Raw genomic sequence first — 13,883 nt, forward strand, 5'->3', positions numbered from 1 at the left:
ATCGCGACACAAGGCCGCTCCTACACGGGGCCGCGCCATTCTGTAGGAGCGGCTTGTGTCGCGATGGGCTGCAAGGCAGCCCCAGAAAGCAACACCCGACAGCAGGCAAAAAGACCTGCAATCAACAAGAGGAAGGACCACCTTGAGCACTGCCGGCAAATCGATCCTGATGGTCGACGACGACCAGGAAATCCGCGAACTGCTGCAAACCTACCTGAGCCGCTCCGGCTTCCAGGTGCATGCCGAAGCCGACGGCAAGGGCTTTCGCCGCGCGCTGGAAACCACCCCCTGCGACCTGGTCATCCTCGATGTCATGCTGCCCGACGAAGACGGCTTCAGCTTGTGCCGCTGGGTACGCCAGCACCCGCGACAGGCACGGGTACCGATCATCATGCTCACCGCCAGCTCCGACGAAACCGACCGGGTCATCGGCCTGGAGCTGGGCGCCGACGACTACCTGGGCAAGCCATTCAGCCCCCGCGAACTGCAAGCGCGGATCAAGGCTCTGCTGCGCCGCGCCGAGTTCGGCCAGGCGGCGCCGGGCAGTGCGGTGCTGGCCTTCGACGACTGGCGCCTGGACACGGTCAGCCACCGCCTGTTCCATCGCGACGGTGAGGAAGTGATTCTCTCCGGCGCCGACTTCGCCCTGCTCAAGCTGTTCCTCGACCACCCACAGCAGATCCTCGACCGCGACACCATCGGCAACGCCACCCGTGGTCGCGAGCCGATGCCACTGGACCGCATCGTCGACATGGCGGTCAGCCGCCTGCGCCAGCGCCTGCGCGATACCGACAAACCACCCAGGCTGATCCGCACCGTACGCGGCAGCGGTTACCTGTTGGCTGCCCATGTCTGCAATGCGCCCTGAGCGGCGCTGGCGTCTGCTGCCGCGTTCGCTACTGGGGCGCATGCTGCTGCTGACCCTGCTGGTAGTGCTGCTGGCCCAGGGGTTGTCGAGCATCATCTGGGTTGCCCAATTGCGCGCCAGCCAGTTGCAGGGCCTGCGTGCCAGCGCCAGCAGCCTGGCTCATTCGATGAGTGCCAGTGTCAGCTACTTCCGCTCGTTGCCGGTGGCGTACCGGCCGATGGTCCTCGACCAGCTGCGCAGCATGGGCGGCACGCGCTTTTTCGTGTCCCTCAACGCCAAGCCGCTGGACATGCCGCTACTGCCCGTTACCCCACGCAAGCAGGCGGTGATCGATGTGTTCCAGCAAGTGCTGCATGAGCGCCTGGGTTCGCAGATGGAAATTTCCGTGGAGTTCGTCGGGCCGGACGACCTGCGTATCTTCAACAGCGGGCTGAAGCTTGACGAACTGCCACGCTCCTGGGCGCATTACTCGCTGACCCTGGAGCCACTCAACCCGCCGGTGCTGGTAACCCAGATCCGCCTGGGCGAGGGTGAGTGGCTGTACATCGCCTCGCTGCTGCCCGAGCCCTACACCAGCCTGGAGGCCGAGCGCCTGCCGCGTCAGCAGATCGGCTTCATCGTGCTGACCACGGCCTTGCTGCTGTTGTTCATCGGCTTGCTGGTGCACTGGCAAAGCTGGCCGCTCAAGCGCCTGGCGCGGGCTGCGCGGGAGATGTCGCTGGGCGCCGATGTGGCGCCGGTGGCCGAAGGCGGTGGCAGCGAGGTGGTCGAGGTGGGGCGTGCGTTCAACAGCATGCGCGAGCGCATCAGCCGATACCTGACCGAGCGCAGCCAGCTGTTCAGTGCCATTTCCCACGACCTGCGCACGCCGATCACCCGCTTGCGCCTGCGCGTCGAGCTGCTGGAGGACGAGCGCCTGCAGGCCAAGTTCAGCCAGGATCTGGACGAGCTGGAACTGCTGGTCAAAGGCGCGTTGCAGTGCGTGAAGGACACCGACATCCACGAGAACATCGAGCCGGTCGACCTCAACCAGGTGCTGGAAATCCTGGCCGAGCCTTACCTGGGCGATGGCCGCATAACGCTCGAAGGCCGGGCGCTGGCGCCGTACCCGGGCAAGCCGCTGGCGTTGCGGCGCTGCATCGGCAACCTGATCGACAATGCCATCAAGTACGGCGAGCGGGCACGGTTGCGCATCATCGACAATGCCGAGGGTTTTGTCCTGCAGGTGGATGACCAGGGGCCGGGGGTGCCGCAGCAGCAGCTGGAGCAGGTGTTCGAGCCGCACTTCCGTCTGGCCGGGCAGCAACAGGGGTACGGGCTGGGGTTGGGGATTGCGCGCAACATTGCCCATAGCCATGGCGGGGAGGTGAGCTTGCTGAACCTGCGTGAGGGCGGGTTGCGGGTGACCTTGTATCTGCCGCGGGGCATGGACTGAAGGGTTGTATTGCCTCTACCGGCCCCTTCGCGGGTAAACCCGCTCCCACAAAGACCTCACAGGTCCATGCAGACTCCGAGGCTAACGCAAAAACCTGTAGGAGCGGTTTTACCCGCGAAGAGGCCGGCACAGGCAACACAAATGTCACTGACTGGTGACAAATCCACCCTCCTTGGTGACATTCCCATCCAGGCCCGCTCACTAGAATTCGCAGACGACTGGCAAGGATCAAGCTGGCCCATGAGCACCTCCAACCTGGCTTCCACCCGCTGGCTCGATGCCCCGGCCCACAACGCCTGGCGCATGGCAGAAGGGCAACGCCTGCTGGCCTTCGCCACGGCTTCGAAACTGCACGATGGCTTCGGTAGCCTCGACGCCGCAGGCCTGCTTGCCCCCGGTGCCCGCGCCGAAACCCTGATCACCACCCGCATGACCCACTGCTTTGCCCTGGCCCACCTGCAGGGGGTGCCCGGCTACCTGGCCTATGCCGAACACGGTGTGGCCGCCCTGCGTGGTGCGCTGCAGGATGCCACCTACGGCGGCTGGTTCGCCCACCCCGGTGGCCATGACGACAGCGGCAAGGCGGCTTACCTGCATGCCTTTGTCGCCCTGGCCGCCTGCTCGGCTGTGATGGCAGGTGCTGGTGGTGCACCAGCCCTGCTGGCAGACGCGGTGCAGGTGCTCGAAGCGCATTTCTGGAGCGAAGAGGAGGGTCCCCTGCGGGAAGCCTTCTCCCGCGCCTGGCAGTTGCCCGAGCAGTACCGTGGCGCCAACAGCAACATGCATGCGGTCGAGGCCTTCCTGGCCCTGGCAGACGTAACTGGCGACAACCTGTGGCTGCAACGCGCCTTGCGCATCGCCGAACGCATCATCCATACCCATGCCGCCGCCAACGGCTACCGGGTCATCGAGCATTTCGACGCCCTCTGGCAGCCGCTGCCGCACTACAACCAGGCGCACCCGGCAGACCACTTCCGGCCTTATGGCTCCACGCCCGGGCATGCCCTGGAGTGGGCGCGGTTGCTGCTGCACCTGGAGGCCAGCCTGGAACGGTCCGGCCTGCAAGCCCCGCAGTGGCTGCCAGACTGCGCCCGCGCATTATTCGACACAGCCTGCCGGCAGGCCTGGAGCGTCGATGGCACACCTGGTTTCGTCTACACCCTGGACTGGGCCGATCGCCCGGTGGTGCGCGCACGCCTGCACTGGGTGCATGCCGAAGCCTGCGCCGCCGCCGCGGCCCTGTTGCTGCGCACGGGCGAGGCGCACTACGAACAGTGGTACCGCCGTTGCTGGGACTTCATCGCCAACCATTTCATCGACCATGGCGCTGGCAGCTGGCACCACGAGCTCGATGCACACAACCAGCCCGCTGCGACCATCTGGCCAGGCAAACCCGACCTCTACCATGCCTACCAGGCGCTGCTGCTGCCGGGCTTGCCACTGGCACCCAGCCTGGCCAGCAGCCTGGCCGGCAATGTAACCAAACGATGACATTCGCGCATCGCTTCGTTACCTGGCGAGGCGAGCACGCTGTTTAGACTTCATGCAACGCAAGCGATCGACTTGCACGGCATAACAACAAGAAAGGTGCTTCGATGAATTCCACGCTCCGTCTCGCTGCCGCAATCTCACTGGCCTCCTTGTTCCCGCTGAGTGCCTTGGCTGCCGATGCCAAAGGCAGTGTCGAGGTCGTGCACTGGTGGACCTCCGGTGGTGAAAAAGCGGCGGTCGATGTGCTCAAGGCCCAGGTTGAAAAGGATGGCTTCACCTGGAAGGACGGCGCCGTCGCCGGTGGTGGTGGTGCCACCGCCATGACCGTGCTCAAGAGCCGCGCCGTGGCCGGCAACCCGCCGGGTGTCGCGCAGATCAAGGGCCCGGACATCCAGGACTGGGCTGCCACCGGCCTGCTCGACGCCGATGTGCTCAAGGATGTGGCCAAGGAAGAAAAGTGGGACTCACTGCTCGACAAGAAAGTCGCGGACACCGTCAAGTACGACGGTGACTATGTCGCCGTCCCGGTGAACATCCACCGCATCAACTGGCTGTGGATCAATCCCGACGTCTTCAAGAAGGCCGGGATCGACAAGGCGCCAGCCACCCTCGACGAATTCTATGCCGCCGCCGACAAGCTCAAGGCCGCCGGCTTCATCCCGCTCGCCCATGGCGGCCAGCCGTGGCAGGACAGCACCGTGTTCGAAAGCGTGGTGCTGGCGGTGATGGGGGCCGATGGCTACAAGAAGGCCCTGGTCGACCTCGACAGCGCGGCCCTGACCGGCCCGGAGATGGTCAAGGCGCTGACCGAACTGAAAAAGGTCGCCACCTACATGGACCCGGATGGCAAAGGCCAGGACTGGAACCTGGAAGCGGCCAAGGTCATCAACGGCAAGGCCGGCATGCAGATCATGGGCGACTGGGCCAAGAGCGAATGGACCCTGGCGAAGAAGACCGCCGGCAAGGACTACCAGTGCGTGCCGTTCCCCGGCACCGAAAAGGCCTTCCTGTACAACATCGACTCGCTGGTGGTGTTCAAGCAGAACGACGCCGGCACGTCTGCCGGCCAGCAGGACATTGCCCGCAAGGTGCTGGGTGAGGACTTCCAGAAGGTCTTCAGCAGCAACAAGGGCTCGATCCCGGTGCGCAACGACATGCTGGCCGACATGGGCAAGTATGGCTTCGACGCCTGCGCGCAGACCTCTGCCAAGGACTTCCTGGCCGATGCCAAAAATGGCGGCCTGCAGCCGAGCATGGCGCACAACATGGCCACCACGCTGGCCGTGCAGGGCGCGTTCTTCGATGTGGTGACCAACTACATCAACGACCCCAAGGCCGACCCGGCCGATGCGGCGAAGAAGCTGGCGGCGGCGATCAAGTCTGCCCAGTAAAGCTGACGCGATTCCGTTGTAGGAGCGGCCTTGTGTCGCGATGGGCTGCGCAGCAGCCCCATAACCTGCGCACTCGATCTTTAAGGTAGGTAATCGACCTTGAGTCCTTTGGGGCTGCTGCGCAGCCCATCGCGACACAAGGCCGCTCCTACAGGGGAGTGCGGCGCCTTTGAGGTGAACCATGACCACAGCAACCGCCCAACTGCGGGCCTCACCCCTGGACGCGCTACAGCGCTGGCTGCCCAAGCTGGTGCTGGCGCCTAGCATGTTCATCATCCTGGTGGGCTTCTACGGCTACATCCTCTGGACCTTCGTTCTGTCCTTCACCACCTCGACCTTCCTGCCGACCTACAAATGGGCCGGCCTGGCGCAATACGCCCGGCTGTTCGACAACGACCGCTGGTGGGTGGCAAGCAAGAACCTGCTGCTGTTCGGCGGCCTGTTCATCGCCATCAGCCTGGTCATCGGCGTAGTACTGGCGGTCTTGCTGGACCAGCGCATCCGTCGCGAAGGTTTCATCCGCACCATCTACCTGTACCCCATGGCGCTGTCGATGATCGTCACCGGTACCGCCTGGAAGTGGCTGCTCAACCCCGGCATGGGCCTGGACAAGCTGCTGCGTGACTGGGGCTGGGAGGGCTTTCGCCTGGACTGGCTGATTGATCCCGACCGGGTGGTGTACTGCCTGGTGATCGCCGCCGTGTGGCAGGCCTCGGGTTTCATCATGGCAATGTTCCTTGCCGGCCTGCGTGGCGTCGACCCGTCGATCATCCGTGCCGCGCAGATCGACGGCGCCAGCCTGCCGCGCATCTACTGGCGCGTGGTACTGCCCAGCCTGCGCCCGGTGTTCTTCAGCTCGCTGATGATCCTCGCGCACATTGCCATCAAGAGCTTCGACCTGGTGGCGGCGATGACTGCCGGCGGCCCAGGCTACTCGTCCGACCTGCCGGCGATGTTCATGTATTCGTTCACCTTCAGCCGCGGCCAGATGGGCATGGGCTCGGCCAGCGCCATCCTGATGCTCGGGGCGATCCTGGCGATCCTCGTGCCTTACCTGTACTCGGAGCTGCGGAGCAAACGCCATGCATAGCCCTCTCGACAAAGCGGTGCTGAGCCCGAGCCGCATCGCCATCCACGCGGTGCTGTTGCTGGCGGTGCTGCTGTACCTGGTACCGTTGGTGGTGATGCTGCTGACCAGCTTCAAGACCCCGGAAGACATCAGCACCGGCAACCTGCTGAGCTGGCCGGCAGTATTTACCGGCATCGGTTGGGTCAAGGCCTGGAGCACGGTCAGCGGTTACTTCTGGAATTCGATCATGATCACCGTGCCAGCGGTGCTGATCTCCACCGCCATCGGCGCGCTGAACGGCTATGTGCTGTCGATGTGGCGCTTCCGCGGTTCGCAGCTGTTCTTCGGCCTGCTGCTGTTCGGCTGCTTCCTGCCGTTCCAGACTGTACTGCTGCCGGCCTCGTTCACCCTCGGCAAGCTCGGCCTGGCCAGCACCACGACCGGCCTGGTGCTGGTGCACGTGGTCTACGGCCTGGCCTTCACCACGCTGTTCTTCCGCAACTTCTACGTAAGCATCCCCGATGCGCTGGTCAAGGCCGCGCGTCTGGACGGTGCCGGGTTCTTCACCATCTTCCGCCGCATCATCCTGCCGATGTCCACGCCGATCATCATGGTCTGCCTGATCTGGCAGTTCACCCAGATCTGGAACGACTTCCTGTTCGGGGTGGTGTTCTCCAGCGGCGATTCGCAACCGATTACCGTGGCCCTGAACAACCTGGTCAATACCAGCACCGGGGCCAAGGAATACAACGTCGACATGGCGGCGGCGATGATCGCCGGCCTGCCAACCCTGCTGGTCTACGTGGTGGCAGGCAAATATTTCGTCCGCGGGCTGACTGCTGGCGCGGTAAAGGGGTAAGTCATGGCAACGCTCGAACTTCGCAATGTGAACAAGACATACGGTAGCGGTTTGCCGGACACCCTCAAGGACATCCAGCTGTCGATCAAGGATGGCGAGTTCCTGATCCTGGTCGGCCCCTCGGGCTGCGGCAAGTCGACCTTGATGAACTGCATCGCCGGGCTGGAGCAGATCACCGGCGGCGCGATACTCATCGACCAGCAGGACGTCAGCGGCATGAGCCCCAAGGACCGCGACATCGCCATGGTGTTCCAGTCCTACGCGCTGTACCCGACCATGAGCGTGCGCGAGAACATCGAGTTCGGCCTGAAGATCCGCAAGCTGCCGCAAGCTGCAATCGACGAGGAAGTGGCGCGGGTGGCCAAGCTGTTGCAGATCGAGCACCTGCTGGCGCGCAAGCCGGCGCAGCTGTCCGGTGGCCAGCAACAGCGCGTGGCCATGGGCCGGGCGCTGGCACGGCGGCCGAAGATCTACCTGTTCGATGAACCGCTGTCCAACCTCGATGCCAAGTTGCGCGTCGAGATGCGCACCGAAATGAAACTGATGCACCAGCGCCTGAAGACCACCACCGTGTACGTCACCCATGACCAGATCGAGGCCATGACCCTGGGCGACAAGGTGGCGGTGATGAAGGACGGCATCATCCAGCAGTTCGGCACCCCGCAGCAGATCTACAACGATCCGTCCAACCAGTTCGTCGCCAGCTTCATCGGCTCGCCGCCGATGAATTTCATCCCGGTGCGCCTCACGCAACAGGACGGGCGCCTGCTGGCCGTGCTCGACAGCGGCCAGGCGCGTTGCGAGCTGCCCTTGGGAATGGCCGCGGACGAGATGGATGGCCGCGAGGTCATCCTCGGCATCCGCCCCGAGCAGATTGCCCTGGGGGCAGCCGAGGGCAATGGCCTGCCCGGCATTCGCGCCGAGGTGCAGGTGACCGAGCCCACCGGGCCAGACCTGCTGGTATTCGTCACCCTCAACCAGACCAAGGTCTGCTGCCGCCTGGCGCCGGATGTGGCGTGCCGGGTCGGCGATAACCTGAACCTGCAATTCGACCCAGCCCGGGTGCTGCTGTTCGACGCCGCCAGCGGCGAGCGCCTGCACCTGGCCACCACTGCTGCAACCATGAAAGACAACGTGGCGCACTTCAAGGGCCGATAACTCGTCTACACCATCAAATAAGAAAAAGAGGACGCAAAGGGATGGAACAGCGCAAACGCATCAGGACATTGGGCTCGCTGGCCTTGCTCGCGCCACTGGCGATGGCTGTTGGCAGCAGCGTTCAGGCTGCCGAAGCTTTCTCCAGCGAATCGAAGTGGATGACCGGCGACTGGGGCGGCACCCGCACCGAGTTGCTGGAAAAGGGCTATGACTTCACCCTCGATTACGTCGGCGAGGTTGCCGGTAACCTGCACGGTGGATACAACGACGACAAGACTGCGCGCTACAGCGACCAGTTCGCCCTCGGCGCGCACCTGGACCTGCAGAAAATCTTTGGCTGGCACGACGCCGAGTTCAAGCTGGCGATCACCGAGCGCAGCGGCCGCAACCTGTCCAACGACCGCATCAGCGACCCGCGCGCCGGACAGTTCAGCTCGGTGCAGGAAGTGTGGGGCCGCGGCCAGACTTGGCGCCTGACCCAGATGTGGGTCAAGCAGAAGTACTTCGACGGTGCGCTGGACGTGAAATTCGGCCGCTTCGGCGAGGGCGAGGACTTCAACAGTTTCCCCTGCGACTTCCAGAACCTGGCCTTCTGCGGCTCGCAGGTGGGCAACTGGGTTGGCGGCATCTGGTACAACTGGCCGGTCAGCCAGTGGGCGCTGCGGGTGAAATACAACATCACTCCGGAATTCTTCGTTCAGGTCGGTGCCTTCGAGCAGAACCCTTCCAACCTGGAAACCGGCAACGGCTTCAAGCTCAGTGGCAGCGGCACCAAAGGCGCGATCCTGCCGGTGGAAGCGGTGTGGTCACCCAAGGTCAATGGCCTGCCGGGCGAGTACCGCCTGGGTTACTACTACAGCACGGCCAAGGCCGACGATGTGTTCGATGACGTCAACGGCAACCCGCAGGCGCTGACGGGCGAGGCCTTCAAGTCGCACTCCAGCAAGCATGGCTGGTGGGTGGTGGCACAGCAGCAGGTCACTGCCCATGGCGGCGATGTAAACCGTGGCCTGAGCCTGTTCGCCAACTTCACCGTGCACGACAAGGCCACCAACGTCGTCGACAACTATCAGCAAGTGGGCTTGGTCTACAAAGGCGCATTCGACGCCCGGCCCAAGGACGATATCGGCTTCGGCGTGGCGCGCATTCATGTGAATGACGACGTGAAGAAACGCGCCGAACTGCTCAACGCCCAGAGCGGCATCAGCGATTACGACAACCCAGGCTTCGTGCCGCTGCAGCGTACCGAGTACAACGCCGAGCTCTACTACGGCTTCCACGTCACCAACTGGCTGACCGTGCGGCCCAACCTGCAGTACATCAAGAGCCCCGGCGGCGTGGATGAGGTGGACAACGCGCTGGTCGCAGGGTTGAAGATTCAGTCGTCATTCTGAGAGCAATTGTTGTAAATTTACGCCAATCCACTTCGGTACCCGGCAACCACTGGTCTTCAGTGGTTGTCGGGGATAGGCCGAGACAGCGCTATCTCAAACAACAAGAGCTCTGAACCATGCCCGAACATCCGCTCCATCGCTTCTTCACCTCGCAGCGGCCCCGGCCGACATTCGAGTGGGAGCGTTACCAGCAGCGCGATGTGCTGATCATCGACCATCCCCGTTGCCAGGCGGTGTTCAGCCGCCAGGGTGCGCAACTGCTGCATTTTCAACCAGCGGGTGAACGGCCCTGGCTGTGGTGCGCCGAGCAGTGGCCGCAGGTGGGGGCGATCCGCGGTGGCGTGCCGGTGTGCTGGCCATGGTATGGACGCCACCCCAGCGAGGACTTGTGGCCCGCCCATGGCTGGGCGCGCCTGCTCGACTGGAAGCTGGTGGACAGCCGCGAGGACGAGGAGGGCGTAACCCTGAAATGGCGGCTGGACCTGTGCGACTGGCAGGTCGACCTGCATGCCCGGCTGGGTAGCCGCATGGAGCTGAGCCTGAGCACCGAGCACCAGGACAGCGAACCCTGTCAGCTGAGCCATGCCTTGCTGGCCTACTGGCGCATCAGTGACGTGTCCGAGATAGCGCTGTCCGGGTTGGAGGATATCGAAGGCTACGACCGCCTGAACCGCCAGGCCTGCCGTGAAGATGGCGCGCTGAAGCTCAAGGGCGGTTGCCAGAAGGTCTACCCCGGCACGCCGCGGGTGCAATTGCAGGACCCGGCCTGGCAGCGCGAGCTGTGCATCGATACCGGTGACAGCGACGACACGGTGGTGTGGCACCCGGGCAACCGCCCGCTGATGGGCGTGACCGGGCGTGAATGCCAGCGCTTCGTCTGTGTCGAGGCCGCCAGCGGCAGTGGCGAGGGCCTGAGCCTGGCGCCGGGGCAGCGTGCCCACCTGCGCCTGCAGGCCCACCGGCTCAGTTGAGCTCGTCGTCCTCGATCGGGTAGCGGCTGGCGTTGAGGCTTTCCTTGATCTTGCGCAGGTGCGGCTGGAAGTCCACGCCGCGCCGCAGGGTCATGCCGGTGGCCAGCACATCGAGCACGGTCAGCTGGATGATCCGCGAGGTCATCGGCATGTAGATGTCGGTGTCTTCCGGCAGCGGAATGTGCAGGCTCAGGCTGCAGGCATTGGCCAGTGGCGAACCGGCAGCGGTCAGGCCCAGTACCGAGGCGCCGTTTTCCCGGGCCAGGCGGGCCACCTCGACCAGTTCGCGGGTGCGCCCGGTGTAGGAGATGATGACGAACAGGTCGCCGGTGTGCGCCACCGAGGCCAGCATGCGCTGCATCAGCACGTCGGCGTGGGCCGATACTGCCAGGTTGAAGCGGAAGAACTTGTGCTGGGCGTCCAGCGCCACCGGGGCCGAGGCGCCCAGGCCGAAGAAGTGGATCTGCCGGGCCTGGATCATCATGTCCACGGCACGGCTGACCTGTTGCGGGTCGAGCTGCTGGCAGGCGCTGTCGAGCGAGGCGATGGCACTGGCGAAGATCTTCTGGGTGTAGGCTGCCGGGTCATCGTCAGCCTCCACCGCGCGGCTGACGTAGGCGGCGCCGCTGGCCAGGCTCTGCGCCAGCTGCAGCTTGAGCTCGGGGTAGCCGCTGACGCCGAACGAGCGGCAGAAGCGGTTGACGGTCGGTTCGCTGACCTTGGCCGCCTGGGCCAGCGCAGCGATGCTGAAACGGGTGGCTTGTTGCGGATTGAGCAGGATGACTTCGGCGACTTTGCGTTCGGCCTTGTTCAGCTCGTCGAGGCGGCCCTGGATCTGTTCCAGGAGGTTTCGCACGCGGTCCATGGGTGTGTCCTTGGGTCGGGAAGACAGCCGGCTGTTGGAGCAGCAGGCTTTTTGCACGGTCGTCTATCGTACTGTCGGCGCGGTTGACGTACCACTTGTCTGTAACACTTGTGTGTAATGTTGTGGTTTTTACTACATTATCCCTTGAAAACCGTATGTGAAAGCGGTATTCCTAGACCAACTTTAGGAAAGAACCAACATCATGGCTGCGATCAGTGTCGAACCTTGCACCTTTGCCCTGTTTGGCGCCCTAGGCGACCTGGCATTGCGCAAGCTGTTTCCTGCCCTCTATCAGCTCGACCGGGCCAACCTGCTGCACCCGGAAACCCGCCTGCTGGCGCTGGCCCGCGAGGCCGGTAGCGCGCAGGGCCACCTGGACAGCATCGAGGCGCACCTGCGCCGGCATGTGCCCGAGGCCGATATCGAGCCCGCCGCGCTGGGCCGTTTCCTCGCCAGGCTGAGCTACCAGCACCTGGATTTCCTCCAGCCCGAGGGCTATCAGGCCCTGGCCGAGCAGTTGCCGGGCGAGCTGCCGCTGATTGCCTACTTCGCCACCGCCGCGGCGGTGTACGGGGCCATCTGCGAAAACCTCGACAAGGCCGGGCTGGCCGCACGCACCCGAGTGGTGCTGGAGAAGCCCATTGGCCACGACCTGGAGTCGTCGCGCCGGGTCAATGATGCTGTGGCTCGGTTCTTCCCAGAGAGCCGGGTCTACCGCATCGACCACTACCTGGGCAAGGAAACAGTGCAAAACCTGATCGCCCTGCGTTTCGCCAACAGCCTGTTCGAAACCCAGTGGAACCAGAATTCCATCTCCCATGTGGAGATCACCGTCGCCGAAAAGGTCGGAATCGAAGGCCGCTGGGGCTACTTCGACAAGGCCGGCCAGCTGCGCGACATGATCCAGAACCACCTGCTGCAGCTGCTGTGCCTGATCGCCATGGACCCGCCCAGCGAACTGTCGGCCGACGCCATCCGTGACGAGAAGGTCAAGGTACTCAAGGCCCTGGCACCGATCACCGGTGAAGGGCTGAGCACCCGTGTGGTGCGCGGCCAGTACATCGCCGGCTACAGCGATGGCAAGCCGGTGCCCGGTTACCTGGAAGAAGACAACGCCAACGCCCAGAGCGACACCGAAACCTTCGTCGCCCTGCGTGCTGACATCCGCAACTGGCGCTGGTCGGGGGTGCCGTTCTACCTGCGTACCGGCAAGCGCATGCCGCAGAAACTGTCGCAGATCGTCATCCACTTCAAGGAAACGCCGCACTACATCTTCGCTCCGGAACAGCGTTTGCAGATCGGTAACAAGCTGATCATCCGCCTGCAACCGGACGAAGGCATTTCTTTACGGGTGATGACCAAGGAGCAGGGCCTGGATAAAGGCATGCAACTGCGCAGCGGCCCGTTGCAGCTGAATTTCTCCGATACCTGGCGCAGTGCAAGGATCCCGGATGCCTACGAGCGGCTGTTGCTCGAAGTGATGCGCGGTAACCAGAACCTGTTCGTGCGCAAGGATGAAATCGAGTATGCCTGGAAGTGGTGCGACCAGCTGATTGCTGGCTGGCGTAACGCAGGCGATGCGCCCAAACCGTACGCCGCAGGCTCCTGGGGGCCGATGAGCTCGATTGCACTGATCACACGCGATGGGAGGGCGTGGTATGGGGATATCTGAACTGAAACTGCCAGCGACTGTGACGGTACATGAGCTGGCGGATGCCAAGGCTCTGGCCGCAGCCCAGGCCCATGACGTGGCCGAGCGCCTGCGCGCAGCCATTGCCGCCAAGGGCCAGGCCTGCGTGGTGCTATCCGGCGGCCGCAGCCCGGTGCCGTTCCTCGAGAAGCTGGCCAGCGAAAACCTCGACTGGGCCAAGGTCACCGTCAGCCTGGCCGATGAGCGCTGGGTGCCGGTGGAGCATGCTGACAGCAACGCCGGCCTGCTGGCGCGCCACCTGTTCAAGGGCGCGGCGGCCAAGGCCCGCTTCGTTGGTCTTTACCAGCAGGCGGAGAACCTTGATGCCGCTGCAGGCAAGGCCGATCAGGCCTTGGCCGAGCTGCCGCCAATTGACGTACTGGTGCTGGGCATGGGGGATGATGGCCATACAGCTTCGCTGTTCCCCGCCAGCCCCAACCTGGAGGCAGGCCTCGACCTGGCCAACCCACGCCGCTGCCTGCCTTTGCTGGCACCGAGCGTACCGCGCCAGCGCCTTTCGATGACCCGCTCGCTGCTGGCCAGTTCCGCCTTTACCGCGCTGTCCGTACAAGGGCAGGGCAAACTCGCTACCCTGCGCGCCGCGCTGGCTGGCACCGACCTTTCCGAAATGCCGATACGCGCTTTTCTTCACGCCCCCCTGGACATCTACTGGTGCCCATGAGCCAAGGATC

Annotated in this window: 12 protein-coding genes; 11 read left to right on the forward strand and 1 reads right to left on the reverse strand. The window is 64.1% G+C overall.

Annotated features, from left to right (window positions below):
- The first annotated feature begins 142 nt into the window (after nucleotides 1-142).
- From gltR to ACK56M_RS05735, 9 genes are all read left to right on the forward strand, one after another.
- Complete coding sequence (gene gltR, locus ACK56M_RS05695; protein WP_003257963.1) at nucleotides 143-868, forward strand: two-component system response regulator GltR; 726 nt, start codon at nucleotides 143-145, stop codon at nucleotides 866-868.
- Nucleotides 849-2,303, forward strand: coding sequence for an ATP-binding protein (locus ACK56M_RS05700; RefSeq protein WP_043935373.1), 1,455 nt, complete (start codon nucleotides 849-851; stop codon nucleotides 2,301-2,303). Before gltR ends, ACK56M_RS05700 begins: the two co-directional genes overlap by 20 nt.
- A gap of 240 nt (nucleotides 2,304-2,543) precedes the next feature.
- On the forward strand, nucleotides 2,544-3,794 hold the full coding sequence (locus ACK56M_RS05705; protein ID WP_411959295.1) for an AGE family epimerase/isomerase: 1,251 nt from the start codon (nucleotides 2,544-2,546) through the stop codon (nucleotides 3,792-3,794).
- Nucleotides 3,795-3,898: 104 nt separating this feature from the next.
- The gene (locus ACK56M_RS05710) at nucleotides 3,899-5,185 is read left to right on the forward strand and encodes an ABC transporter substrate-binding protein (RefSeq protein WP_054573357.1); all 1,287 of its coding nucleotides are present in this window, start codon (nucleotides 3,899-3,901) and stop codon (nucleotides 5,183-5,185) included.
- A gap of 181 nt (nucleotides 5,186-5,366) precedes the next feature.
- A complete protein-coding gene (locus tag ACK56M_RS05715; protein WP_013971125.1) occupies nucleotides 5,367-6,275 on the forward strand; it encodes a carbohydrate ABC transporter permease in 909 nt (302 codons plus the stop codon).
- Nucleotides 6,268-7,113 (forward strand): carbohydrate ABC transporter permease, encoded by an 846-nt coding sequence (locus tag ACK56M_RS05720; protein WP_003257967.1) that lies wholly within the window; start codon nucleotides 6,268-6,270, stop codon nucleotides 7,111-7,113. Before ACK56M_RS05715 ends, ACK56M_RS05720 begins: the two co-directional genes overlap by 8 nt.
- Before the next feature lie 3 nt (nucleotides 7,114-7,116).
- Nucleotides 7,117-8,271 carry an ABC transporter ATP-binding protein gene (locus ACK56M_RS05725; protein ID WP_015269098.1) on the forward strand — a complete coding sequence of 385 codons (1,155 nt, stop codon included), beginning with the start codon at nucleotides 7,117-7,119 and terminating at the stop codon, nucleotides 8,269-8,271.
- Nucleotides 8,272-8,372: 101 nt separating this feature from the next.
- Nucleotides 8,373-9,665, forward strand: a complete 1,293-nt coding sequence (locus tag ACK56M_RS05730; protein ID WP_224765936.1) for a carbohydrate porin — start codon at nucleotides 8,373-8,375, stop codon at nucleotides 9,663-9,665.
- Nucleotides 9,666-9,781: 116 nt separating this feature from the next.
- Nucleotides 9,782-10,636, forward strand: coding sequence for a D-hexose-6-phosphate mutarotase (locus tag ACK56M_RS05735; RefSeq protein ID WP_013971129.1), 855 nt, complete (start codon nucleotides 9,782-9,784; stop codon nucleotides 10,634-10,636).
- Here ACK56M_RS05735 and hexR read toward each other — a convergent pair.
- The gene (gene hexR, locus ACK56M_RS05740) at nucleotides 10,629-11,492 is read right to left on the reverse strand and encodes a DNA-binding transcriptional regulator HexR (RefSeq protein ID WP_169774905.1); all 864 of its coding nucleotides are present in this window, start codon (nucleotides 11,490-11,492) and stop codon (nucleotides 10,629-10,631) included. The genes ACK56M_RS05735 and hexR overlap by 8 nt on opposite strands.
- 211 nt (nucleotides 11,493-11,703) lie before the next feature.
- Here hexR and zwf point away from each other — a divergent pair, with 211 nt between their 5' ends.
- Together zwf and pgl are read left to right on the forward strand one after the other, a co-directional pair.
- Nucleotides 11,704-13,173, forward strand: coding sequence for a glucose-6-phosphate dehydrogenase (zwf, locus tag ACK56M_RS05745; RefSeq protein WP_015269100.1), 1,470 nt, complete (start codon nucleotides 11,704-11,706; stop codon nucleotides 13,171-13,173).
- A complete protein-coding gene (gene pgl, locus ACK56M_RS05750; RefSeq protein WP_015269101.1) occupies nucleotides 13,160-13,873 on the forward strand; it encodes a 6-phosphogluconolactonase in 714 nt (237 codons plus the stop codon). Before zwf ends, pgl begins: the two co-directional genes overlap by 14 nt.
- Nucleotides 13,874-13,883: the final 10 nt, after the last annotated feature.

The sequence above is a fragment of the Pseudomonas sp. s4 genome, from assembly GCF_046764235.1.
In the GTDB taxonomy this organism is placed as follows: domain Bacteria; phylum Pseudomonadota; class Gammaproteobacteria; order Pseudomonadales; family Pseudomonadaceae; genus Aquipseudomonas; species Aquipseudomonas asiatica.